The organism is Syntrophomonas sp. UBA1041 (assembly GCF_002316705.1).
Lineage (GTDB): Bacteria > Bacillota > Syntrophomonadia > Syntrophomonadales > Syntrophomonadaceae > DTU019.
Genome location: NZ_DCEA01000107.1, coordinates 66,442 through 89,500 on the forward strand (window position 1 = coordinate 66,442; position 23,059 = coordinate 89,500).

General features: G+C 51.2%; 20 protein-coding genes and 1 riboswitch. Of the genes, 14 read left to right on the forward strand and 6 right to left on the reverse strand.

The features are described 5' to 3' along the window. The first annotated feature begins 136 nt into the window (after positions 1-136). From B2633_RS15880 to B2633_RS15935, 12 genes are all read left to right on the forward strand, one after another. The gene (locus tag B2633_RS15880; RefSeq protein ID WP_483171671.1) at positions 137-385 is read left to right on the forward strand and encodes a DUF4405 domain-containing protein; all 249 of its coding nucleotides are present in this window, start codon (positions 137-139) and stop codon (positions 383-385) included. A 78-nt stretch (positions 386-463) separates the two neighbouring features. Beyond that, a riboswitch (molybdenum cofactor riboswitch) is annotated at positions 464-585 on the forward strand. Positions 586-654: 69 nt separating this feature from the next. Further along, positions 655-1,665 carry an FAD:protein FMN transferase gene (locus tag B2633_RS15885; RefSeq protein WP_483171672.1) on the forward strand — a complete coding sequence of 337 codons (1,011 nt, stop codon included), beginning with the start codon at positions 655-657 and terminating at the stop codon, positions 1,663-1,665. 114 nt (positions 1,666-1,779) lie between these two features. Next, complete coding sequence (locus B2633_RS15890) at positions 1,780-9,654, forward strand: S-layer homology domain-containing protein (protein ID WP_483171673.1); 7,875 nt, start codon at positions 1,780-1,782, stop codon at positions 9,652-9,654. A gap of 122 nt (positions 9,655-9,776) precedes the next feature. Next, on the forward strand, positions 9,777-11,189 hold the full coding sequence (locus B2633_RS15895) for an S-layer homology domain-containing protein (protein ID WP_483171674.1): 1,413 nt from the start codon (positions 9,777-9,779) through the stop codon (positions 11,187-11,189). Then, positions 11,186-11,725 carry an ECF transporter S component gene (locus B2633_RS15900; RefSeq protein ID WP_483171675.1) on the forward strand — a complete coding sequence of 180 codons (540 nt, stop codon included), beginning with the start codon at positions 11,186-11,188 and terminating at the stop codon, positions 11,723-11,725. The genes B2633_RS15895 and B2633_RS15900 overlap by 4 nt, the downstream gene beginning before the upstream one ends. 47 nt (positions 11,726-11,772) lie before the next feature. Beyond that, the gene (locus B2633_RS15905; RefSeq protein WP_483171676.1) at positions 11,773-12,300 is read left to right on the forward strand and encodes a hypothetical protein; all 528 of its coding nucleotides are present in this window, start codon (positions 11,773-11,775) and stop codon (positions 12,298-12,300) included. Between the two features lie 18 nt (positions 12,301-12,318). Then, positions 12,319-12,981: an energy-coupling factor ABC transporter ATP-binding protein gene (locus tag B2633_RS15910; protein WP_483171677.1), complete on the forward strand. Its 663-nt coding sequence runs from the start codon at positions 12,319-12,321 to the stop codon at positions 12,979-12,981. Next, positions 12,974-13,648 (forward strand): energy-coupling factor ABC transporter ATP-binding protein, encoded by a 675-nt coding sequence (locus tag B2633_RS15915; RefSeq protein ID WP_483171678.1) that lies wholly within the window; start codon positions 12,974-12,976, stop codon positions 13,646-13,648. Before B2633_RS15910 ends, B2633_RS15915 begins: the two co-directional genes overlap by 8 nt. Continuing rightward, positions 13,632-14,375, forward strand: coding sequence for an energy-coupling factor transporter transmembrane component T family protein (locus tag B2633_RS15920; protein WP_483171739.1), 744 nt, complete (start codon positions 13,632-13,634; stop codon positions 14,373-14,375). Before B2633_RS15915 ends, B2633_RS15920 begins: the two co-directional genes overlap by 17 nt. A 112-nt stretch (positions 14,376-14,487) precedes the next feature. Next, complete coding sequence (gene mobB / locus B2633_RS15925; protein ID WP_483171679.1) at positions 14,488-15,021, forward strand: molybdopterin-guanine dinucleotide biosynthesis protein B; 534 nt, start codon at positions 14,488-14,490, stop codon at positions 15,019-15,021. Next, complete coding sequence (locus B2633_RS15930; protein ID WP_483171680.1) at positions 15,014-15,685, forward strand: BUD32 family EKC/KEOPS complex subunit; 672 nt, start codon at positions 15,014-15,016, stop codon at positions 15,683-15,685. Before mobB ends, B2633_RS15930 begins: the two co-directional genes overlap by 8 nt. Beyond that, complete coding sequence (locus B2633_RS15935) at positions 15,682-16,032, forward strand: NusG domain II-containing protein (protein WP_483171681.1); 351 nt, start codon at positions 15,682-15,684, stop codon at positions 16,030-16,032. Before B2633_RS15930 ends, B2633_RS15935 begins: the two co-directional genes overlap by 4 nt. 33 nt (positions 16,033-16,065) lie before the next feature. Here the strand turns inward: B2633_RS15935 and B2633_RS15940 are convergent, their stop codons facing one another. Genes B2633_RS15940 through B2633_RS15950 form a run of 3 tightly spaced genes read right to left on the reverse strand, consistent with a single transcriptional unit; the run spans position 16,066 to position 18,556 of the window. Beyond that, a complete protein-coding gene (locus B2633_RS15940; RefSeq protein ID WP_483171682.1) occupies positions 16,066-16,923 on the reverse strand; it encodes an energy-coupling factor transporter ATPase in 858 nt (285 codons plus the stop codon). Then, a complete protein-coding gene (locus tag B2633_RS15945) occupies positions 16,908-17,744 on the reverse strand; it encodes an ATP-binding cassette domain-containing protein (protein ID WP_483171683.1) in 837 nt (278 codons plus the stop codon). The genes B2633_RS15940 and B2633_RS15945 overlap by 16 nt, the downstream gene beginning before the upstream one ends. A gap of 14 nt (positions 17,745-17,758) precedes the next feature. Then, complete coding sequence (locus B2633_RS15950) at positions 17,759-18,556, reverse strand: energy-coupling factor transporter transmembrane component T family protein (RefSeq protein WP_483171684.1); 798 nt, start codon at positions 18,554-18,556, stop codon at positions 17,759-17,761. A gap of 130 nt (positions 18,557-18,686) precedes the next feature. On the opposite strand from B2633_RS15950, the gene B2633_RS15955 reads away from it, so the two are divergent. Then, positions 18,687-19,217 (forward strand): Gx transporter family protein, encoded by a 531-nt coding sequence (locus tag B2633_RS15955; RefSeq protein ID WP_483171685.1) that lies wholly within the window; start codon positions 18,687-18,689, stop codon positions 19,215-19,217. 156 nt (positions 19,218-19,373) lie between these two features. Here B2633_RS15955 and hpt read toward each other — a convergent pair whose 3' ends face one another. The 3 genes from hpt to B2633_RS15970 form a co-directional block, all read right to left on the reverse strand. Continuing rightward, positions 19,374-19,922: a hypoxanthine phosphoribosyltransferase gene (gene hpt, locus B2633_RS15960; protein ID WP_483171686.1), complete on the reverse strand. Its 549-nt coding sequence runs from the start codon at positions 19,920-19,922 to the stop codon at positions 19,374-19,376. Positions 19,923-19,926: 4 nt separating this feature from the next. Beyond that, positions 19,927-20,889 (reverse strand): cytidylate kinase family protein, encoded by a 963-nt coding sequence (locus B2633_RS15965; protein ID WP_483171687.1) that lies wholly within the window; start codon positions 20,887-20,889, stop codon positions 19,927-19,929. A gap of 851 nt (positions 20,890-21,740) precedes the next feature. Then, positions 21,741-21,971, reverse strand: coding sequence for a DUF896 domain-containing protein (locus tag B2633_RS15970; protein ID WP_483171688.1), 231 nt, complete (start codon positions 21,969-21,971; stop codon positions 21,741-21,743). 149 nt (positions 21,972-22,120) lie between these two features. Between B2633_RS15970 and B2633_RS15975 the strand changes: the two genes are divergently transcribed. Continuing rightward, on the forward strand, positions 22,121-23,059 hold the full coding sequence (locus B2633_RS15975) for an ABC transporter substrate-binding protein (protein WP_483171689.1): 939 nt from the start codon (positions 22,121-22,123) through the stop codon (positions 23,057-23,059).

Below are 23,059 nucleotides of genomic sequence, written 5' to 3' on the forward strand. Positions count from 1 at the left end.
GCGCTGATCAGAACCGTGCTGCTGCAAATACTGAGGTTTTCCGGCATACGATCATAAGCCGTGATGCTATGGCCCTGATTAATGTGACAACTACGGGCTAACGATTCAGCCCAATTACTACAACCAGGTGATGATTATGAAGAGCGCAAAGGCCAAGGCCATCATTTCTACACTATTAATAGTGACCGCCCTGTATTCCATGTCCAGTGGCGCAGTTCTATACTTTTTAGACTATGGGATGTGGCTGGGTCTGACCCGCAAGTTTATTAAGGACAGTCATGCACTGAGCGCTTTGATTATGGGGTTTGGCATTATTGCACATTTGGTGCTAAACTGGCGGCTCTATGCACGGGAAATTAAAACCGCGCTCAAAAAGAACTTATAGAACCTTGATAGAAGCTGGTTGTGCCAATTAAATTATTGCCCCCCTTTTTCAGTATAATGTGGTAAAATAACAGAAAATTAGATAAATTTATTCCGAGTTCATTTTCCTAAGATCATAAGAGGATTATGGGAATGAACCGATGGGTATAGTTGGAAACGGCTGTGCCTCCCGTTTTGGAAAGGAATACTCAATAAAGCGTGTTGTGTAAATAACGGGCGGCATTTTTATAAGTCGCTCGTTTTTTTATTGATCAAGAGAGGAAGCACCTTATGCCTGAGTCACGAACCGTATTCTTTATATGCCTGATGATTCTGGCTTTAAGCCTCTCGGGATGCGGACAGCGGGAATTACAGACCTACAGCCGGGATTTTTTCGCCATGGACACCTACATAACCTGCAAGATAACCTCACAGGACCAGGCCCTGGCCGAGCGGGGACTGGGAGCGGTAGAGAAAGCATTTGTTGACATCGATAGTCTGACCAACCGATTTGATCAACAGTCGGAACTGCAATTGATAAACCAAAATGCTGGGATAGCCCCGGTCAAGGTGAGCCAGGACACTTTCACACTGGTAAAAACGGGTGTGGAGTGGTATCAGCGCACTGACGGGGCCTTTAATATCTTGATAGGCAGCGTCATGGACTTGTGGGGATTCGGCACCGACCATCCCGCAGTGCCGGGGCAGGATGATGTTAAGCAGGCCTTGAGCAAAGCCGATTGCAGCAAAATCGTGCTGGATGAAGCTAAGTCTACAGTTTTTTTGCCTGAAAAAGGCATGATCCTGGATCTGGGTGGGATAGCCAAGGGCTACGCCACCGATAAGGCAGTGTCCACATTGCAGGAATTGAGCATAAAAAACGCCCTTATAAATGCCGGAGGCAATGTCTATGTGTTAGGAAACAAAGCTGACGGAACTCCCTGGAGGGTAGGGGTACAGGACCCCCGCAACCCCGAGGGCATCAAAGCAGTCCTGCAAGGCCGGGATCAGGCCCTGGTGTCCTCCGGTGATTATCAGCGCTACTTTGAAGTGGATGGGGTCCGATATCATCATATCATCGATCCCCAGAGCGGTTTTCCCTCCCGGGCCAGCGCAGGCACCACGGTGGTAATGGAATCCGCCACCATTGCGGATGTGCTCTCCACCGCCCTTTTTATAAAAGGTCCGCAGAAGGGCCTGGAGATGGCGGCGGATATGCCCGGGGTGGGTGCAGTGATGATGATAAGTACAGATGGACAGATGGTAGGAAGGAATTTGGATCAGTACATAGTTCAACCGTAGCATGGCAGGATAGTTACCCATAATACAGGGACAGGCCGGTGCGTTAGGCCTGAAGCCCTTTTATGGATAAAAGATGTTTATGAGAGAGAATGAGTAAACAAGGGAGGGATCTATTTGAGAGCGAGCACTTTGATGAGACCGGGCAGGAAGACGGGCAGATGGTTCAGGCAAAGCATATCGCTGCTGTTGGCCTTGGCCTTGATGACCTGTTCGGTGATCATTCCGGGCGGCGGTTGGGCCCAGGCTGAGGATGAATTGAGCGGCAAGACCGAACAGCCGATCCTGCTGGTCAGCGGCGATGACATTATACCTAGTGGCATCTATACTGCGGCCAATGTCAAAAATGAGAAATCATATACCCTGGATGAGCTGCAGGGTATGACGGATCTGGTAGAGAGCAATTATTATTCCACTATCAATAATTCCGGTACCAAAAGAATTCATTTGGGCGATGGTATCACGGTAGAAGGATTATTGGAACAAAGTGGATTTTCTTTGTCAACGGATAGCGAAATCAGCATGATGGGAGATGACGAAGGGGTTAGTTTTAATGGCAGTAAGCCTCTTTTAGGAAGGTATTATTATCCTCATATCGGCACTGGATCTGAAAGTGACAGTGTAGTGGTTGACGCTATACTAGCATGGGCAAATAGCAGGGAGGATCAAAGCGGGGGCTCACCCGTCCTTCCCCAGGATACAAACGATATTGAAGAAGAAGATCTGCTGACACTGATGGTTGGCCAGCAGAATATCAATGATGTAAATAACAGCCTGTACTGGACGGGAGTGAGAAACCTAATAGTAGGTGATGTTCTCACTAACACGCTAATTACCATCGCTGGAGAAGAATTCACCAGAGGCGAAATCCTAATGATGGAGAGGGCGGATCGCAGCTATACCTATACCAAAAGTGGCGATATCACCGCGACAGAATACGTCCGGGGAATACCCCTGGCAGTATTATTGGACGGATATGATAATGATTATGTGGTCAACTTCACAACCGCTGATAATTGGGATGTAGAGGCCTCCGGTATGACGGTAGGTGATTTGATCAGCGGCAACTATATGCTGGCTTATGAAAAGGGAGACAGTGAAAGCGGACCAAAAGACGGAATATATGACACCAAAAAGGACGATGCTTCCGTCTATGGATATTTCAGACTATATGGTGATGCTGTCAGCCCTGCAAAAATGATCACTTCGATCACTGTTAATTCGCCCGAGTATGTGGACTACACCGACAGCTCTTACAAGCATATCAACAACGGCGGGCTTTCCGGAGACGCTCCGTACAATATCGATGCCATCACCGGGGCTACGCTGACCGTGGAAGGCCCGGGTGTTGAAAGCACCACCCCCATTCGGATTTATGATTTGGAAGCCACCGCTAATGCCAACATTTATAGAGGCTTATACACTGACGTCAGAGAAGGCAACCCTGCTGAATTCAGCTATGAAGGGGTCAAAGTGTTGTCCATCATCGACGGGCTGGTAAACAGCAATGTGGAAATAGTCGATGAAGATGTGCAGATCATATTCAAAAACCGCTGGCGGCAGAACGTTGGCTACATAAGCTATGAGCAATTGGTGGACGCTGAAACCCCGGTGATACTGGCCTATGGGACCGGCACCGCCGATGGGGCCACGGTGGCGCCCTTCGTCTACGACAATGATCTCGGTTCGGTAGCCGGACTGGACAATGAAGACGGCTGCGTGAAACTGGTCTATAATAAGAACGAGTTTCCATTTCTGTCACTGCATGATCAGTTCGTAAGCGTGGCCTATATTTACGTTGAACAGGGCGGAGAACCGCCCGGCTATAAACACAGTGAAGCCAGCGATGATGCCTATAAAAATGTGGCGAATACGGAGCAGCTTTTAACCTTCACCGGTACCGCATTGGGCCGTGAGGTCAACTACACCGTGGCCGAGCTGGAAGCCATGGTGGAGTATGGCCCGGACGATCTTCCTGTTGCAGGAGGTTTGGGCTATCGCGATGAATACGGACTGTCAAATACCACCTACTGGTATGTGAACGAATATGAAGGCGTCAAATTGTGGGATTTTTTGACCCAGAAAATGGGCCTGAATGCGGGAACCTACGCCAACGATAACAATACCCTGGTGTCCTTCGCCGCCTGGGATAATTATCAGACCACGGCTCAGTTCTCCATGGCGCAACTGGCTGATCCCGACCGCTTTTATTTCTATGAGAAATCCCCCCTGGATATCGGCACTACCCGGCCTACCAAGGCACAATTGGCCACTCCTGAATACCAGCCCGACAATACCGTAGGGGAATGGGACACCGACAGCAACGGCTATCCGGTCAAAAAAGGCTACCCGGTCATGCTGGCTTACGGCGTCAACGGCTATCCTTATGTCAGGGACAGCAGCCTGCCTGGTTATGCAGGCGGTTTGGGCAATGACGGCGGGCCGATGCGGGTCATTTTCGGCAAAACCGACGGTATGAACCGCAGCAACCCTGAAGATCCAACGAATTACGCCTACTTCTACAACAACGGTTCCAATCAGCTGCAGCGCGCCCAGGAAATCTATGTGGGCGATGACAAGCGCTACAGCACCCATATGGAAAACCCGGAATACACCGCCATGGCGGACAGCACCGCCTTGACCGTGGAAGTGGTGCAGGGAGGAACAACCACTACCAAGACCTACACTTTGGCCCAGTTGGAGAGCCTGCTCTACGGGGCCGGAATCTCCAAAGGTGATATGGAAAAGGAAGGCCGCCAGGAAAAAGCGTATTATGCCCATAAAGTATTTAATGAAGCCCTTCTCGAGGACTTGTTTGAAGGGGTCAACCTGTGGTATCTCCTGTCTGAGGATGTAGGTATGCAGGGCGTCTTAGGGAATGTATCCCTGTACTCGGGAAGCAGTGAAACCAGTGCTCTGGATCTGACCCTGACTGACCTGCAGAGCGAAGGCTTCAACTCCCTGCGTAATACCGATGGCCTGGGGATGATGGTGGCCTTCGCCAAAAACGGCTATCCTCTGGTACTTGACAAGAATGCCGCCGGTTATGTTTCAACCGATACCGTTACCGGCAAGACCATCGAAAACAGCGACGGTCCCCTGATGTTCGTCAGCGCCCAGACCGAAGCCCAGAAAGATGCCGGTACCCCGGGGGCAGCCGTTACGAATCTGACCAAAATCGTAATCAATCTGGAAGCGGATATCTATGCACATACCGGCGATTATGCCGCCTATGGCGAAAATGAAGTGGCTTTCAGCGGCGCAGTCAAGGACGGAGCTGTCACCCTCAGCGTCAGTGACCTGGAAAAACTGCAGAAGTACATGGTGACTGGCAGCTATACCGTGGGCGGAGTCAGCCAGACCTATCGCGGCATCGACCTGAAACGTCTGCTCTTCAGCAGCAGTGTGGGGGCCAGCGCCCTGCTCGACCAAGTCACTGTAAGCAACGGTGATTCCGGGTCCAAGACGGTTACTGTAGCTGATATGAACGGGGCTGCCAAACCCATAATCCTGGCCTACGGCATCGGCAAAACCGGGGCGGATCCGATCGGCAAGCCCCTGGTGCCGGATGAAAGCAGCCCGGGTTATGATGGGGAATACCTCAACAGCGGCGGGCCGTTGCGCTTGATCATCGACGGGTCTGCAGAGGACGACTGCATCGAGAATGTAACCGCAATTGCGGTCACGGCCGCGACTCTCACGGGCTGGACCCACAGCGCCGGTGCTTTTGCGGCTTATAAGAACAAAACCCTGAGCGTCTCGGGTTCCAACAGCGCCCGGTCCCTACATATGACCGTAGAACAAATAGAAGCCCTGAGCAGCACCTATAAGATATTCGATCAGTATAAGATGGGCAATTTCCTCTATTTTGAAGGTGTGGACCTCCTGAAACTGTTGAGGGATCATGTCGGTTTCAGCAATGACCTGCAGTCCTCCAATATCACGGTTTACTCCAAGGATGGCTATCACATCGACTTTTCCGCCACGGACCTGACCAATGGGGTAAACGGCAAGCCTATCATACTGGCTTACGGCCAGGGTATATCTGCCGATGATGGACTGCCCCTGGTAGACGGCAATGACACCAATGATATCAGGGACGGCTTTGATTCCGATATCGGCAATGCCTTCGGTCCCCTGCGCCTGGTGGTTCACGACAATACCGGCTGGTGCAGCAAATGGGTGACCGCTATCGTGGTGGGGACCGGCAGCGTAGAACCTCCTCCGACTCACGATTTTGTTCTGACCAATGGCAGTGAGGTCAGCAATTATGACATATCCGATATCAAAGCCATCACCACCGGCAGCGGTGGAGAGGCGACCGCAAGCTACCTCTACACCTCCAGCTCGGTATTGAAAACCGACTATGTCAAAGGGATTTTCCTGGCCGATCTGCTGGCTCATGCCGGGATATCCGGCGCTCAGGCCAAGGTGACGATAAACTGCACCGACGGCTTCGAATCCAAGCAGCCCAGCTACCGGGAAATCTCCCTGGCCGATATCAGCAGCCAGGGCTATTTCCTGGCCTATGATGCCGGTGAGAGCGCAGGTGCAATGACTGATATCCTGGATGAAGACAAAAACGGCGTGGAAGCCACCGTGCGCATCTATCGCAATTACGATGACGGCAGTTCCTGGATGAACCGCCTCACCAACATCAAAGGCATCACTGTCACCGGTGCAGGCAGTGCTGATCCCGAGTACACTTTCACCGTCTACCCGGGCAGCGGCCAGGCCGGGGAGCTTCCCACGGCCTCGGTGCGCGACGTGGCGATCGATGCCGGCGGGGGCATGTGGGTAGGCACCAACAACGGCGGCGCCTGGTACAAACCGGCGGCCGGCGAGGAGTTCACCATCAATACCCTGACCAGTGAAGGCTATGTACTGCAAAGCAATCTGGTATACGCTATCGCTATTGATAGCGGGGGAGGCGTCTGGTTTACTCAGAGCAAGACCTATAATCCAGGCCAGGCTCATCTCAATAAAGGCGCAGCCTATTTGAAGGACGGCGCCATCACCTATTACAACACCGATGTGCCCGGCACCATTCCCGACAATTATGTTCAGGAAGTGCGCATCGATGGCGGAGGAAATGTCTGGTTCGGCTCCTTCGGCGGTTTGACCAGATACAATCCCGGCACCGCTACCTGGACCAGCTGGGATCAGAATTATGCCGACGGTGAGGGAGACCACTTCCCGGCCACTTCGGTGGATAATCTCATCTGTGACGGCCAGGGCGGGGTCTGGCTGGGGTTCTATCCCACCGGCGCCGGGACTGAAACCGATCCATTCGTGGGCGGATTTGCCCATATGACCGCGGATGGGGACATCACCCCCTACCAGTATACCGCCGATTATGACAGTACATTGGCAACCTCCCTTTTAGCCCAGGTATGGGTCAGGGATATTGCGGTGGATGCCAATGGCGGCGCCTGGGTGGTAGCCTCGGGTTCTTACCCGGAAATGGCCAACGTAGGTGGCACAGTATGGTATGTGGACAATAACGGAACCGCCACCAGGTTTACCGGCGACCAACTCCTGGGCGCCGGCAGCCTGACCGGCAATGTGGAGATCCGCATGGTCAATGTGGATGCCAATGGCGGGTTATGGCTGGGAACCTCTGGAGACGGTTTGTTCTACATAGCCGACCCGGGAACGACTGCGCCCTTGACCATCACCGCGCAGTACAGCGGGGCCAACGCGGCCTGGCCTGATAACGTATATTTCAATAACATCTACGCCATGGACATCATCGATGGGGTGATGTATCTGGGCAGTGATGGCGGGGTTATGACCGCTGCCCTGGCGGATATAGCAGCTCCCCCGGAACCGGAAGTCATCGAGACCTTCACCATCGCCGGCCTGGATGCGGGAGAAATCAGCTATTATGTGGGCGGCAGCGGCCATGAGCATACCTTTAAAGGCCTGCCGGCTGGCGCCGGCCAGGTTTTAAGCAGCTACCCGTATAACGGAGACACTCATTATGTAAAAGGCGCGCTGCTAAAAGACCTGCTGGCTGATGCCGGTGCGGGAGACAACATCAAGGTTACCATCACCACCAGTGATGGCTATACCAAAGCCTCCTATCAAAATATCCCTTATGCTGATATCGTAGCCAAGAACTATTTCGTCGCCTATGATGTGGGCGAGAACACCGAGACCTTAGGCAAAGTAGCCGATGAAGACGGCAATGGCGTCACCGCTTCATATCGCATCTACCGCAACCTGGATGACGGAACGGCCGGCCTCAAGGACAACCGCATCAAAGGCGTGGTAGGCATTACCGTAAGCGATGCCGGCGGCGGGGGGGTAGACCCTGGAGATTATGACTTAACCATCAATGGTTCCGGGGTTAACCAAATTACGCATTACAGTATTTCCGAATTGAAAAATGATCTCACAACCAGAACAGCGAGCTATTTCTGGCTCAACAGTTTCGGCAGCACCGGTACTGACGAGTTTGAAGGGGTCTATCTGGAAGACCTGCTGGATGAGGTAGGCCTGAAGTCTTCGGCCGAAAGCGTGACCGTGACCGCCAGTGACGGTTACCACCGCAGCTTCAATCTGGACGGCAGCGCATTAGGTGTATACTGGACCGATATACAGGGTAACCAGATCATGCTGGCCTGGGAAAGAAACGGTTCTTCCTGCCCTCTGCAACTGGTGGTGGGTCAGACCGCTTCGGATCATGTAAACAAACCCATGTGGGTAAATGATGTCGAAACTATCACTGTAAAAACTGAAAAAACTGAATCAGGTTCGGGTTCAGCAGGCGGATATGAGCCGCCCCAGTCCCAGCAGCCCGCTGGCGGACTGATGATAACCCCGACCATTCAAGGGGATACAGCTCAGACCACTATTTCCGGCGAGGATATGGAAGCTGCTTTGGAAGCTCTGAAGGAAGCGGCGGCAGACCCGCTGGCCCCGCTGAACTTGGAGATCGATGCAGTCAGCGACTCCCCGGACGAGGTGAGAGAGTCTGAGGTTACCCTGGCGGCGGAGGCCGTCAAAGCCCTGGCCCGGGAAGGCAATGTCACCCTGACAATCAAAACCGACCAGGGCATCATAGAATTGCCGCCGGCTGTGTTGCAGTTCCTGGCCCAGGGGGGCTCTGATGAGATCCAGATAGTGATGGGTGAGGCCGCTGATCCCGATTTGAACACAGCTATCCAGGACGTGATCGGACAGAGACCGATTTTGGATGTAATGATATTCAAAGGCGGTCAGGAGCTGACTGATTTGGACGGAAATCAGCTCAAGATCATGATCCCCTATACCATGTCAGGTCAAGAAAGCCCTGACCGGCTGCTCATCTACTATATCGATGATCAGGGTCAAGGCATTGCGGTGGTCGTATCTTTGTACGACCAGCAGAATCAGTCTATGGTTTTCGAAACCACGCATTTCAGCCTTTATGCCGTGGGTTATAACGGCATAAGCTTCAATGACATTGATGGCAGCTGGGCCCGGGAGAATATCGAATTCCTGGCCGCCAGAGGCATTGTGAACGGCAGGGCTGAAGGGGTGTTCTCGCCTGACGGCAATGTCACCAGAGCCGAGTTTCTGACCATGCTGGCTAATTCGGTCAGCGGCTTGAACGCAGCTGATTCAGCCAATGCCGGTTTCAATGATGTGCCGGCCGGAGCCTGGTATGCCGATACGGTGAACTGGGCGGTCGGAAAAGGCATCGTCAGCGGTTATGGCGACGGTCGCTTTGGGCCGGATGACCTGATAACCAGGGAGCAGGTAGCGGTAATGATGGACAACTTTATCACAGCGATGGGCGTTGAATTGCAGAGCGAACAAGAACCGAGCAGCTATACTGATCAGGCTCAAATCAGCGCTTGGGCCCGGCCAGCAATAGCCAGAATGCAGCAATTCGGCATTATGACCGGCAGAAATGCAGGTATGTTCGCGCCCCTGGCTAATACTACCAGAGCCGAAGCGGCTACCCTGATCAAAGGTTATGTAGAAAGTAAATTAGGATTATAAATGTTGATGAATTGGGCGGGTTCCCTTTATTAAACGGGAACCCGCCCTGTCTTTTCTAATTTCCCTGATGAAGGTATGATTAAATAAAATTGATTTGGTTTAACGGGCATAAGGAGGTTATTATGAAGTCCAAAGCTGCCAGAATAATACTTATCAGCATATGCGCGCTAGCCTTGTTGCTGACTGTTAATGTAATTAGCATGGCCGCCTCTACGGAGACCTTGACCATCAAAGGGGATGGTGTCAGACAGGCGGTTACATTTGACCGGGTTCAACTGGAGGCCATGAACCCGGGGATCTCCCAGCACAAATATTCTGTGACCAACAATTTTCCCACCGATAAGGTAATGTATCGTAAAGGCGTGTCTCTGAAACATTTGCTGGATCAGGCCGGAGTTCTGGACACCGCCAAACAGCTGAAATTCATCTCATCCGACGGTTATACCCGCAGTTTTACTTATCAAGAACTCATAGACGATACCCGCTATTGTTTCGCCGCTGATGGTTCCCGGGCGATAGTCCCTACGATGATTGCATTTGCCGACAGCAGCCAGGGCTATGCTTCCATGCAGGACATAGAGCTGGCCTTGACCATGGGACAAAGGATCAAAGGGGAGCAGAACAATCCCTGGTTTGTGAAATACCTGCAAACCATCGAGGTCAGTACCCGAGAGCCGGAGCAATGGCCTGCTGTATCCTTCCGGACTGTAGCCGGGGCTGATGGGATCAGCGTAGAACTCAAACACAATAATTTTGATCTGGTGAAGATGTACTATACTACAGATGGCAGCGCTCCTTCCATTAACAGCAAGGTATACAATATAAGCGCCTCTTACTACCAACCCGAGCTGAACCGGCCGATCACAGTCAGCAAGAATACAGAAATAAGAGCTATCGCTGTGGGGGCCGGAAAGAGAAACAGCGAGACCGCCTCCAGTATTGACTCTGCCGCCGGTGCGGTATTTAGTGACTTACAGGCCTTTCCCTGGGCTGAGTCCGCCATAACAGAGTTAAACCGGGAGGGGATTATCGATGGCATGGGAGACGCCCGTTTCGCCCCGGCAGAGCCCCTGACCAGGGCTCAATTCGCCAAAATGATGATACTGGCTTTGGGTCAAGCACCGGACGTATCCTTCAGCTCTGGTTTCAGCGATGTTAAAAACAGCGACTGGCATTGGCCGTATGTGCAAAAGGCTGCCCGGCTGGGGCTGTTAGAAGGCTACCTGGATGGCAGTTTCGGTCCTGACCGGCCCTTGAGCCGGGAAGAGATGCTCACCATAGCGGTGCGGGCCATGGGGGTCAAGGTGGAAAACGAAACCGTCTCTGCGGAGCTGTTGAGGCCTTTTGAGGACGAAGCCAGAATCAGCGATTGGGCCAGACCCTATTTAGCCCATGCCGAAGATAAGGAAATAGTGGAGCATGGTCATTTGGCAGTAGAATCCGGTCCGGGTCTGGCAATGGATGCTCAGGGCGTGGCCAATCGGGCTGAAGCTGCCGTAACCATACAGCTTCTCCGGGAGAAAATTCGGAAATGAAGGCTCTTTTAGCAAATTTCGGGACTTTCGATTTGGTGGTTATCGCTATGATGGCCGCACTGGGGGTGGCGGTCAAGCCTGTGGTAACAGCCCTGGCACATATCATAACCGGGCCTTTGGTTATCCCCGGAGGGTCTCTGGCCGGTGGGTTTTATATGATGTGGCTGGTTCTGGGAGCAGCTCTGATTAAGAGACGCGGCACCGCTACCCTGATTGGATTTGTTCAATCCATAATGGTTATTGCCGCCGGGGTGTATGGAACCCACGGTATAGTCAGTTTGTTGACTTATACCCTCCCTGGATTAACCGTGGATGTTCTGTTGTGGCTGACAGGGCAAGAGCCCGATGAGAAGCTGGCCATGTTTACAGGCGGCATAGGCTCCAACCTGTGCGGGGTTTTCCTGACCAATGTGGTTTTCTTCCGTTTGCCTTTGGCGCCGTTATTAATGGCGTTAAGCGCCGGGGCCTTATCAGGGGCGCTGGGCGGGTTGTTGGCCTGGATGCTGGCCGACCGCTTAAAGAGATTCAACCTGTAATAAAAGTTACGCCAGGCTCAGCCTGGTCAGGCCTTGCAGAGGATATTATGAAAAAAGACAATCAGATAATAATTATGGTTCTGGCGGTTTTATTCCTGGCCACCGCTATGGGTGCAGGTTTTAACATGAAATACGCCCGCGAAAAGGCCGCGCTGCTGGCAGCCGCAGAGATTGTGGTTCTGGATCGGGGCCGGGAGGCGGCCCGCCTGAACATGGATACGCTGGGCACACTGCCCGCCATAGAATTCACGGCCAACTTGAAGAGCAGCATTATGGAGAGAGCCGAGGAGCATCTTTATACGGGGGTGGCTCTTTCTGAGCTTTTCAAAACCGCCGCTATATCTCTTGAAGGCAGGCAGCGGGTTATGGTCCGTTCCGTGGACGGATATATTGTTCCTCTGACTATTAAGGAGATAGAGGCCCTGGACAATATTTACCTGGTTTATAAAGACAACCGGGAATTTCTGGGCAGTTACAGTGATGCGGACGGGCAGGGCCCTTACATGATTGTTATCCGGGGAGACCGTTTCAGCCAGCGCTGGGCCAAATATGTGTGTGAATTGGATGTACAATAACAAGGGTGGATAAACGGATTGATAGCGAGCATACGAGCCAGAGAGCTCTCTTTTCGGTATAGGGGACAGGATCAGTGGCTCTTTGAGCAGATATCTTTTGAATTGAAAAGCGGTCAGATTTCAGCCCTTACCGGCCCATCCGGCAGTGGAAAAAGCACTCTGTGCTACTGCCTTTCAGGCGTGATTCCCAGGTTTATCAAAGGTGAGTTTAGTGGTGATGTCAGCCTTGAGGGCAGGGTAGGGATGGTTTTCCAGGACCCGGACAGCCAGTTGTTTCTGCCCACTGTTGAGGATGAACTGGCTTTTGGCCCGGAGAATCTCTGCCTTCCCCGGGAAGAAATCGGTCGCAGGATCGAAAGCATTTTGCAGCTAATCGGCCTGCACCGGCTGCGCCTCGCCAATCCGGTCAAACTCTCCGGGGGGGGAAAACAGCTGGTGGCCCTGGGTGGGGTATTGACACTGGATCCGGATATAATCCTTCTCGATGAGCCTTTTTCGCAGTTGGATGATGCCATGCGGGGAAGAATCAAAACGGTCTTGCTGGAACTAAAGAGACAAGGCAAAGCCATAGTGTTCGTCGAACATGACAAGAGCAATCTGGAGGTAGCCGACCAGATCTGGCTTTTAAGCCGGGGCGGTCTTAACCGCCAATCATCTCCAGAGGTAATCAGCCATGATTAGAGAAACGGCTATCGAAGCCAGTAATTTAGGCTTTGGTTATGACCGGGAAAGCAGTATAATAAATAGCCTGAGCTTCACTTTATACAGAGGCGAGACAGTCGCGCTTACAGGACCGAATGGGGTGGGAAAGACCACCCTGGGCAAACTCCTGGCAGGGATCTTAAAGCCTGCTCGTGGACAGGTTCTTCTTTTTGGTGAAAACACTCGCGACATGCCCTTATACCTGATGGGGAGAAAAATAGGATACAGCTTTCAAAACCCGGATCAACAGCTTTTTGCATCCTCGGTGGCGGAGGAAATCGGTTTTGGGTTGAAATACCGGGGCGCAAATTTAGAACATATTTCCCGGGTAACTGCATATCTGCTAAACCTTTTTGATATTGAACATCTTAAAGAGGCCTTCCCTCTAAATCTGAGCTGGGGTGAAAAACGAAGGGTGGTCCTGGCCGCTTGCCTGGCCCAGAATCCGGAATACCTGATTTTGGATGAACCCACAACTGGACTTGACGAAGAACGAATTAAAGCATTAACTGAAATAATTGCCAGCTTGAGGCGCAAAGGTACAGGAATACTCTTGATAAGTCACCATCAAACCTTTATCGAGCAAAATGCGGAGCGCATTCTGCGGATGGAGGGAGGGGAGATCCGTGATGACCGCTTTTTCTGACCTGGATCCGCGCAGCAAGCTGTTACTGGTAGCCTGTCTGTCCTCGGGCGCAGTGATAATGAGCCACTGGGCTTTTTTGAGCGGACTTCTGGCAGCGTCAATATTACTGCTGTTATTGTTCGGGGTCAACCCCTGGGATATGCTTAAAAAGACCCGGGTGCTCTTTAATATGGTGATATTCATAGCCCTGATGCAGAGCATATTTGTTCCCGGTGGACAGGCGCTGCTCACTGTGGGCAGTATTAATCTGCTCACCACCGGCGGGTTAATGATGGCAGCGGAATTTATACTGCGCATGTCGATAATAGCAGCTTCAGCCGGGATACTAGCTACCTCCAACAGCCGGGAGATAATTCAGGGGATGGTGCAATGCAAGCTTCCTTATGAGATTGCCTTCATGGTATCCATGGGCATCCGTTTCCTGCCGGTCTTTGCCGGGGAGGCCAGGGAGGCCATGACAGCCATTCAGTTGCGCGGGGTTAACCTGAGGGAACTTTCCTGGCGACAGAAGCTGGAGGTGACAGCCAGCCTTTTTCAGCCGGTGGTAGCCGGGGCACTGATTAAGGCCAGGGCGATATCAATGTCTATTGAGATGCGCGCTTTCCGGGCGTACTCTACTCGCAGCAGTTATCTGGTTTTGACTCTGGGAGTGAAAGACTATGTGCTGATATCTGGAGGACTTTTGTTGATGGCATTGACTTTGGCATATTATTTTTATTTATATTGATTTATCCTTTGACGGATTTGTACAGGGGATATGGAGCGCTAAGCTTCTCCCTCCAATACCCCCGGCTTACGGGAAACTAGAGCGTGACCAAAAACAGCAGAGGGGAGACAGCATGAAAGTATTATCTATCATTGGCCCTTCCAAATCGGGCAAGACCACTACAATAGAGGCCATAATACCTGAACTGCGGCGCAGAGGTTACAGCGTGGGCTCGGTAAAGGATATCCATTTTCAGGGCTTTGCCATGGATGAGGAGGGAACCAACACCCACCGCCACAAAATGGCGGGCTCGCAGCTGGTTACTGCTCGGGGTTTGTATGAAACCGATGTGATGTTCCCGCAGCGCCTCTCTCTAGAGAGAATATTGAGCTTTTATGACCATGATTTTGTGTTGCTGGAAGGAGCCTATGATTTTCTGGGGCCGGGAATCATTGCTGCACATTCTGAATCAGAAATTGAGGAACGATTAAGGCCAGAGATTTTTGCAGTTTCAGGGCAGATCTCCCATCACCTGGCAGAGTATAAAGGGCTGCCGGTAATCAATGCCGTCACCGCAGCGGCTCGCCTGGCAGACTTGATCGAAGCGATGGTGACGGATTGGAGCGGTGGCCCAGGAATGGCCAAGCAGGGGGATAGTCATGAATGAGTATAAGGGTGCAAAGCGGCTTCCCAGCAAAAAGAACGATGTTTACCGCTATGGGGATGTGGTCATCAAAAAATTCAGCGATGCCGAGAGATTCCGCATGGAAACCGAGATCGGCAGTCTGTTGGAAAAATCCGATATACTGACACCTCCTCGTCTGTCGGTAAACCAGACGGCCTATATCAACGTCTATCGTTTCATTGAGGCAATTCCGGTGGTAGATCTGATTGAGGACAGCGAACTGCAGCTGGCTGAGGAAATCGTCCACAAGATATACCTATGGGTGATGGACTTCTATGCCTTGACCCGGGAGATGACAGGGCAGCAGTATATACTGGGCGATGTTCACCTGCGCAATTTTTTGTATCAGCCCGATTCACAAAAGCTATATGGGATCGATTTTGAGGAATGCCGCCAGGGGAGGATCGAGTCTGATTTGGCCAGGTTTTACGTTTTCCTGCTGCACTATGATCCGGCCTTCACCCCCAGGAAAAAAGCTTTAGGAGCCTTCTGGCTGGATATCATCCAGGCACCGTCAACCCTCGATATTAACTTCTTTCAGCAGGAGGTGGAACGGGAGACTGCTGAGTTGCTGGCGCGCCGCCAGCATAGAAACAGTTCCTTGATATCACCCCCGGTTAGAGAGCAACGGAACATCAACCCATGAATAGACGTGAGTTATTTATGGCCGGGCTGGTAATGCTTTTGATATGGGCGGGCTGGGGGGCCTGGCGAAGCTTTGAAAACCATAAATCCCTCGATCATAATCGAATTGCCATTATCAAACAGGATCAAAAAGTGATAGAAGAAATTAACCTGGATGCCGTTACCGAACCCAGGGAGATCATACTCCCGGGCAAATATCATGAAATCGTGGAAGTGGAACCGGGGCGCATCAGGTTTAAACAGGCGGATTGCCCCGACAAAATCTGCGTAAAAACCGGGTGGCTGGAAAACCCCGGTGATACCGCGGTGTGTCTCCCCAACCGGGCCGTGATCGCTATTGCCGAATGATTACCAACCCGCCGGGTGACTCTCTAACTGATTCTACAATTTCGAACCCAGCAGCCGGGCCATTTCTTTAGCGGCTTCGGCTATGCTCCTGGCCGCACTATTCAACATATAGCCCTGCTGCTGCAGGGAGTAAATAACCTGCAAATAATCGGGAAGCTCCAGATGATACCTGGATAGTATTTCTTTGTCCTTAAGCAATTGGGACACGGCACCAAAGAAAACCAGCGAGCCCTGATGGAGAATGGCTACTTTATCAGCTAAAGCCATGATATCCTGCAGGTTGTGGGAAATCATGACTGTGGTTTGGCTGTTGTCGTGACGGTGCTTTATGATATCCAGTATTAGACTGCGTCCGGCGGGATCGAGTCCTGCCATAGGTTCATCCAGGATTAGTATCTCCGGGTCCATGGCCAGTAGGCCGGCGATAGCCACTCTTCTTTTCATACCGCCGCTCAGACTGTAGGGAGGGATTCCGGCGCTATCTTCCGGGAGCAGGCCCACCTGCTGCATGGCTTTTTTCACGCGATCATTGATTTCAGCATCATCCAATCCCAGGTTTTTCGGCCCATAGGCAATTTCCTCCCAGACCGTCGTCCCGAAAATCTGCTGTTCAGGGTATTGAAAAACCAGGCTTACCTTTTTCCATAGCTCCCGCCTTTGTTGCCGGTCGGAAGTATCTGCAGCGCAGACTGTCACCGAGCCCCTGGTGGGATAGAGCAGGCCGTTTAAGTGCTGTACCAGTGTGGATTTGCCCGAGCCGTTGGGACCGAAAACCCCTAACAGCTCTCCCCGCTGCAGTGAAAAATTGATGTCCTTGAGGGCCTCGCGTTCATAGGGGGTACCCGGCAAATAGGTGTAGTGAAGGCCGGTTACATTTATAATCGGGAGCATATGTATTGCACCAACTCTGCTGTAGTTTTTATACCGCCATCTATGCTGTACTCATTCCGGGTTAGATGGCTGAGCAGCATGTAGAGGCCGGGAGGTTCCAATCCGATGGCTGCCAATTCCGCCTCTTGCCGGTAGACTTCCCAGGGCGCGCCCTGCAAATGGATTGAGCCCTGATCGATAACTATTATTCTATCGGCCTGGACCAAATCTTCAGGGTTATGGCTCGATAAAATTATGGTCATGCCTTCACCATGCAGGGTCTTAAGTTGATCCAGCAGTTCTTTCCTGCTGATGGTGTCCAGCATGGAGGTGGGCTCATCAAGAACCAGGTATTTTGGCTTCATTGCCAAGACCGCCGCCAGAGCAACTTTTTGCTTTTGTCCGCCGGAGAGCAAATTTGGGGAATGGTGCTTCATAGCTTCAAGCCCCACTAACTGAAGGGCCCATTCAATTCGCCGGCTGATTTCCTGCAAGGGCAAGTCCAGGTTCTCCAGACCGAAGGCGATTTCTTCCTCCACCAAGGGAGAAAGCAGCTGATTGTCGGGATTCTGAAATACTACTCCCACCAGGCGCCGGATTAGGGGTAAATGGCCGGGATTGCTGGTGTCCAGCCCGTCGACGTAGACCTTGCCTCTGCCGGGCTGGATCAGTCCATTTAAGAGTCGTACCAGGGTTGATTTGCCGGAACCGTTCACACCCGTTATCCCGACATATTGGCCGGGAAGAATGGTCAAATTGACGTTGCTCAGCGCAGCGTTTGCCGCCCGAGCGTTTTTATATTTTTTGCTTACGTCTAACAGTTCAATGCCTTCTATATCCATAGTGTGACTCTCTCCTAACCCATCAGGGAGATAAACGTTCCCAGGGCCGATCCCAGCAATAAAAAAACGATTATTGCCAGATCCAGTGGCTTCATATGCAAGCGGCTGATGCGCAATTGGTTGGGGCGCCCCGTATAGCAGCGGCTGTCCATGGCTTCGCCGATATCCCCGGCTCTGGACAATGAGGTCTCAAATAATGGGATCAATATGGCCAGATAGCTTTTCAGCCTGATTCCGAGCTTTGGTGCATCAAATTGCGCTCCTCTGGACTGCTGGGCATTTTTGATGACTACCGCCTGATCGATCAAAGTGGGAATAAAACGAAAAGAGATGCTCAGAATGGTAATAAAATCGTGTATCGGTATCTTTAGTTTGCTCAACGGTAGAAAAAGCGCCTCAATACCTGCGGATAGCTTAAAGGGGGAGGTGGTTCTCAATAAAACCATGGAAACAAAGTATAGTATTAATAAACGAGCCAGGTTGATGCTGCCCAGCCTCAATCCTTCCCTGGTAACACTGAGCAGGCCCAGCTCAAAAACCGGGTTGCCGGGGGTGAGCACAGCCTGAAAGGCGAAAGTAATCAGCAGAAGATAGCGGATGCTGCGCAGACTGCGGGAAGCGAAATGCCAATCCATTCCAGAAATCTTCATAGCCAGCGCGGTTGTTAAAAGGTAGAAAATCAGCAAATGCCAGTCGGGATTGATTAGTACGCCCAGAACCATAAGCGCACAGCAAATGATTTTGGTGCGGGGGTCCAACGAGTGCAATAAAGAATCCCCTTGAACGTATTGGCCTAGCTTAATTCCGACCATATTACAATCTCCCCAAAAAGACAAATCCCATCTCGTATATTATAATATCAAAGAGCAGATTTCTGAAATCCAAGTATGGACCATCAACAATGCAGCTTATCAAGTTGTGCCTGGGGGAGAGTTGAAGGATTTGACACCCACCAAAAAACTCGCTGTTGTCGCAATGCTGGTTGCTCAAGCCTCGGTGCTTCATTTCGTCGAAAGTCTCTTGCCTAATCCCATCCCGATCCCCGGAGTGAAACTGGGCCTGGCCAACATCATCACCTTATTGGCCTTGATAGTACTGGACTTCAGGACGGCTTTGCAGATCACGGTTTTGCGAACCGTACTGGGTGCTTTACTGAGCGGCACTTTATTCGGGGTGGGGTTTTTCATGAGTTGTTCCGGTGCGCTCAGCGCTCTGTGCCTAATGGCTGTTTCTTTGCGGGCCATGTCTGGGCTCAGCATCACCGTCATCAGTATATTAGGGGCCATCGCCCATAACCTTGGGCAATTGGCCCTGGCTGCATTGATTCTTAATTTCTCGGGCATATTTTATTATCTGCCGGTTATGCTGCTGTTTTCCATTCCTACCGGATACATAACCGGACTGCTTACCAACGAGCTACTTAAATACATAAAATCCACTCAGCGGCTTGAAGACTTATTCCAAGATCAATAACCACACATAAAGAAACGTCACCTTTTGATAAGTGAGTAGCAGGCTTTACCGGTGGAGAATCCTGCGATCAAAAGGTAAGAGGCCTTGGCGCCACGCTGGCAGCGAGGTTTTAACCAGCGGGTTATAGACAATGCCGATATGACAGTGCGAGTCAGATCAAACCGGTTTGCCGGTTCTGTCCCGTACAAACTCGGCTATATAAGGAAGGTTGCGGTATTTCTCATGGTAATCCAGGCCGTATCCGATCAGGAAGGTGTCTGGCATCACAAAACAACGGTAGTCGATGTTGATGGTCAGGAGCCGTTCGGCGGGATTGTCCAGAAGGGTGCAGATTTTTAAACTGGCGGGCCGGGCGGCTTCCAGGTGCTGGCAGATGTAGCCCAGGGTGAGGCCGGTGCCGATCACATCTTCTGCCAGCAAGACGTCCCGCCCCTTAATATCGATGTCCAGATCTTTGGTGAAGCGTACTGCCCCGGCCTTGGGGGCGGCTTCCGGGGACAGGCCGATGGAAAGGAAATCAACTTCTAAAGGCAGGTCGATGCTGCGGGTTAAGTCAGCTACAAAGTAGAGAGAGCCTTTGAGCACGCTCACGATCACCAGATCCCGCTCCTTATAATCACGGGTGATCTCACTGCCTACCTCAGCGACTCGTTTTTGGATTTGCTCCTGAGAAAAAATGATTTTGCCGATACCTGATGAAGTCATTTATTTACGATTCCTCCCGTAGGCCGAATCTTCTGGCCAGGCTATAGAAGTCGTTTTTAAATACTATGTTGATATTAGTGCCCGGATACAGCTTCTTTAACAACTGCACCTTCTTCTTTTTTTCCGAGACGTATTTCTGATCCATAGTGGTGAGCTCGATATAGGTATCAAACCGGGGCAGATAGAAATCGGGGGAAAAGGCCAGGGTGATATTGCCCTCGGCATCCCACTTGATGGGAAAGGTGCGCGGTTCGTACTGCCATTCGATGCCGTGCATATCCAGGATGGTGGCGAACTCCTCTTCGGAGGGATGTTTGAAAACCACTGGCTTCCGGTTATGGTCAGTGACCGCTTCAGGTTCGGCGGGAGATAAGCCGGACCGGTTCTGGGCCGCATACCGCAACAGGGCGACAGCCTCATCGACGCTTAATAAACCGGTATTAAGGGTCAGGTGATACAATGCCGGGTCAGACCAATCCTGTTTATAAATCGTGGAAATATAGCGCCGGTGCTTGCGGTCGGTGAGCTCCAGAAATCTCTCCGCATCCTTTTTATCCAGGCTATGGGTCTGCATAACCCTGTTGATGCGAACCTCCGGGGGGGCGGTGATTTTAACATGAAGTGCCGAGGGATCTGGGGCAAATATGATCTGCGCCCCCAAACCGACGATGATGGCGGACTGTTGGGATACATAATCTTTGAGTTTGTTTTCCAGGATTGCGGCGAAACTGATGCCCAGTGATGAAGGGGTCAGAAAAAATGCGGGGCTTTCTGTGAGCATATGCAGTTCATGCTTGCCGGCCACTTCGGCAAACCATTGATTTAATATGGAGTCTCGTGTGATCACCGGTAAATTCAGATTCTTTGCCAGCTGTCGTGTAATTTCTTCGCCCAGGCTCCCAGTCTGTCGGGATATGGTGATAAGCAAACCAGTCACCTCTCGCTGCTGATCGTCGGGCCTCCGCATGCCCCTGAATTATCCTGTATTATACCATTAAACAGTATGCGGGGCTAACCGGGGTGTTTGCATGGATCCCGGCAGAGGGAAGTGCTGCAAACGGTTTCGGTTATTTACGTATCCTTAAAGGCCCTGATGAGGCCATTATTCCATTTCACCCATCAACCTATTATTACGCTTTTTTTGCTTGCCTTTCCTGCTAAGTCCTGAGACTTTTCATATTGTTTAATCTCCTCCTGCTTCCTTTAAACCATAGCCTGTTACATACTTATATCTATACTAATGTTATGATTTTGTTAAGATTTTATTAAATAAATATTTATAGTGAGGAATAAAGAGAAATAAGGTCAAAAACGCATCTAACAGATATATATGGACTTATACGGGCATATACGGACCTGGATTACCCCGGGTATTCACAGTATTATATAAATAAGCTCCAAGGAATTCCTAAGATGGATTCCTAACAGAGCCGGAAAACGGAAACGGAACATCGAGTCGGAATACAGGCGCCAGTGGATCAAAAGGGTTCACTATATCTAGGAAGTAAGCCGGAAAGTAGTGTGCAGCAGGTCTGACGACATCGAAGTGATTGCTGGAAAGTCCGAAAGGGTTGGAAGGTAAGAGCGGAAGTGAAGTAAAGCTGATGTAGACGATGAGTAAGGAAGAACGGAATGGACGAAGGGCTTGTAGGAAGATAGAGATGGGAAACAGGAGTTGGAAGGTAATGATAGGAAGAAGTTGATAAAGGTTCGTTGGAGCTTACTTATTGGCATACAGCCGGGGAAAAAACTCCCCGGCCTTTTTATTTTCTGCCGCAGGGACAGGGTTCTTTATCGCGGGTACAGGGACGCACTGCCTCATTCGCCGTTGGGGCGGTGGTGGTGTTGGCAGCCGCAGCTGTCATGGCAGACATGGCCTTTGGGCTTGAGGCCGGCGGCGTCCAGTTGAGTGGTGAGCTGGGTCCTTACCGAATCCAGATAGATGCGGTAAAGCTTTTGCTGCTCCACTTGTTCTTCCGGGGTTAACCCCTGGCTTTTCTTTTTGCGGGCCAATTCATTGATACGCTGAATTAATTCATCAGTGATCATTCTATACTCCTTCTACAAATGCTTTTGAGCTATTTTATCACAATTATTTGGATTAAGTTTCCCAAATCTATGGCCTTATCTGGCATAATGTATTAAAATCAGGCGTGAATAGACACGGAAAAAAATATGTAAGTGTGGGGGATTAGAAGATGAAAAGAATTCTGGTTTGCTTGTTGATCTTGGCCGCCGCTTTTAATCTGGTCGGCTGCGCCCAAAAAGAACCCGCTCCCGCGGAGTCAAAAACCATCACCATCGGAGTGATGCCCGATGTGGAATCAGTTCCCTTTATTATTGCGGAGAAGAACGGTTATTTTAAAAACCACGGCGTTGATGTGAAAATAGTTCATTTCAAAAGCGCCCAGGATAGGGACAGCGCCATGCAGAGCGGGCAGCTGGACGGGTTGATTACCGACGTCCTGGCGGTGGTGTTCGCCAACGAAGGCGGTTTTAAGCAGAAGATTATTGCCAGGAATGACGGCAATGTGGAAATGCTGGCCGGCAAGGACTCGGGAATCGATTCCATGCAGGATCTAAAAGGACGGACGGTTGGACTGTCCACCAATACCATCATGGAATACATGGTCGACAAGATGCTGGAAGCCGATCAGATGAGTCCCGCAGATGTGGAAAAAGTAGCCATTCCACCGCTGCCCACCAGACTGGAAATGCTTATGGGGGGCAAAATTGACGCCTGCATCCTGCCTGAACCCCTGGCCGGCCTGGCGGTTAAAAATGGAGCTAAAGTCCTTGCCAGCACCGATGAGCTGGCCAACAAGCCCGGGGCTATAGCTTTTACCGCGAAAAGCCTTGAGGAGAACCCTGAAGCCATCAAAGCGGTTTTCCGTGCTTACAATGACAGCGTGGCTTACCTGCAGCAAGAACCGGCCGAAAGCTACTTGGACTTTGTGATCGAGTCCCAGGGCTTCCCGGCCAATATCAGAGATTCCCTGGTTTTGCCCCAATACTCCGTGGCGGTGAAACCGGATGAGAAGATCGTCAATGATGTAGTGCAGTGGATGAAAGCTAAAAATTTCATTAAAGGGAATTATGAATATCAAGACCTGGTGGATGAATCAATATTGAGGTAG

What these genes read in the sequence shown, in the direction of transcription:
- B2633_RS15880 (WP_483171671.1), top strand. Translation starts at nt 137, where the DNA reads ATGAAGAGCGCAAAGGCCAAGGCCATCATTTCTACACTATTAATAGTG.
- B2633_RS15885 (WP_483171672.1), top strand. Translation starts at nt 655, where the DNA reads ATGCCTGAGTCACGAACCGTATTCTTTATATGCCTGATGATTCTGGCT.
- B2633_RS15895 (WP_483171674.1), top strand. Translation starts at nt 9,777, where the DNA reads ATGAAGTCCAAAGCTGCCAGAATAATACTTATCAGCATATGCGCGCTA.
- B2633_RS15900 (WP_483171675.1), top strand. Translation starts at nt 11,186, where the DNA reads ATGAAGGCTCTTTTAGCAAATTTCGGGACTTTCGATTTGGTGGTTATC.
- B2633_RS15905 (WP_483171676.1), top strand. Translation starts at nt 11,773, where the DNA reads ATGAAAAAAGACAATCAGATAATAATTATGGTTCTGGCGGTTTTATTC.
- B2633_RS15915 (WP_483171678.1), top strand. Translation starts at nt 12,974, where the DNA reads ATGATTAGAGAAACGGCTATCGAAGCCAGTAATTTAGGCTTTGGTTAT.
- B2633_RS15920 (WP_483171739.1), top strand. Translation starts at nt 13,632, where the DNA reads ATGACCGCTTTTTCTGACCTGGATCCGCGCAGCAAGCTGTTACTGGTA.
- mobB (WP_483171679.1), top strand. Translation starts at nt 14,488, where the DNA reads ATGAAAGTATTATCTATCATTGGCCCTTCCAAATCGGGCAAGACCACT.
- B2633_RS15930 (WP_483171680.1), top strand. Translation starts at nt 15,014, where the DNA reads ATGAATGAGTATAAGGGTGCAAAGCGGCTTCCCAGCAAAAAGAACGAT.
- B2633_RS15935 (WP_483171681.1), top strand. Translation starts at nt 15,682, where the DNA reads ATGAATAGACGTGAGTTATTTATGGCCGGGCTGGTAATGCTTTTGATA.
- B2633_RS15940 (WP_483171682.1), bottom strand. Translation starts at nt 16,923, where the DNA reads ATGCTCCCGATTATAAATGTAACCGGCCTTCACTACACCTATTTGCCG.
- B2633_RS15945 (WP_483171683.1), bottom strand. Translation starts at nt 17,744, where the DNA reads ATGGATATAGAAGGCATTGAACTGTTAGACGTAAGCAAAAAATATAAA.
- B2633_RS15950 (WP_483171684.1), bottom strand. Translation starts at nt 18,556, where the DNA reads ATGGTCGGAATTAAGCTAGGCCAATACGTTCAAGGGGATTCTTTATTG.
- hpt (WP_483171686.1), bottom strand. Translation starts at nt 19,922, where the DNA reads ATGACTTCATCAGGTATCGGCAAAATCATTTTTTCTCAGGAGCAAATC.
- B2633_RS15965 (WP_483171687.1), bottom strand. Translation starts at nt 20,889, where the DNA reads ATGCGGAGGCCCGACGATCAGCAGCGAGAGGTGACTGGTTTGCTTATC.
- B2633_RS15970 (WP_483171688.1), bottom strand. Translation starts at nt 21,971, where the DNA reads ATGATCACTGATGAATTAATTCAGCGTATCAATGAATTGGCCCGCAAA.
- B2633_RS15975 (WP_483171689.1), top strand. Translation starts at nt 22,121, where the DNA reads ATGAAAAGAATTCTGGTTTGCTTGTTGATCTTGGCCGCCGCTTTTAAT.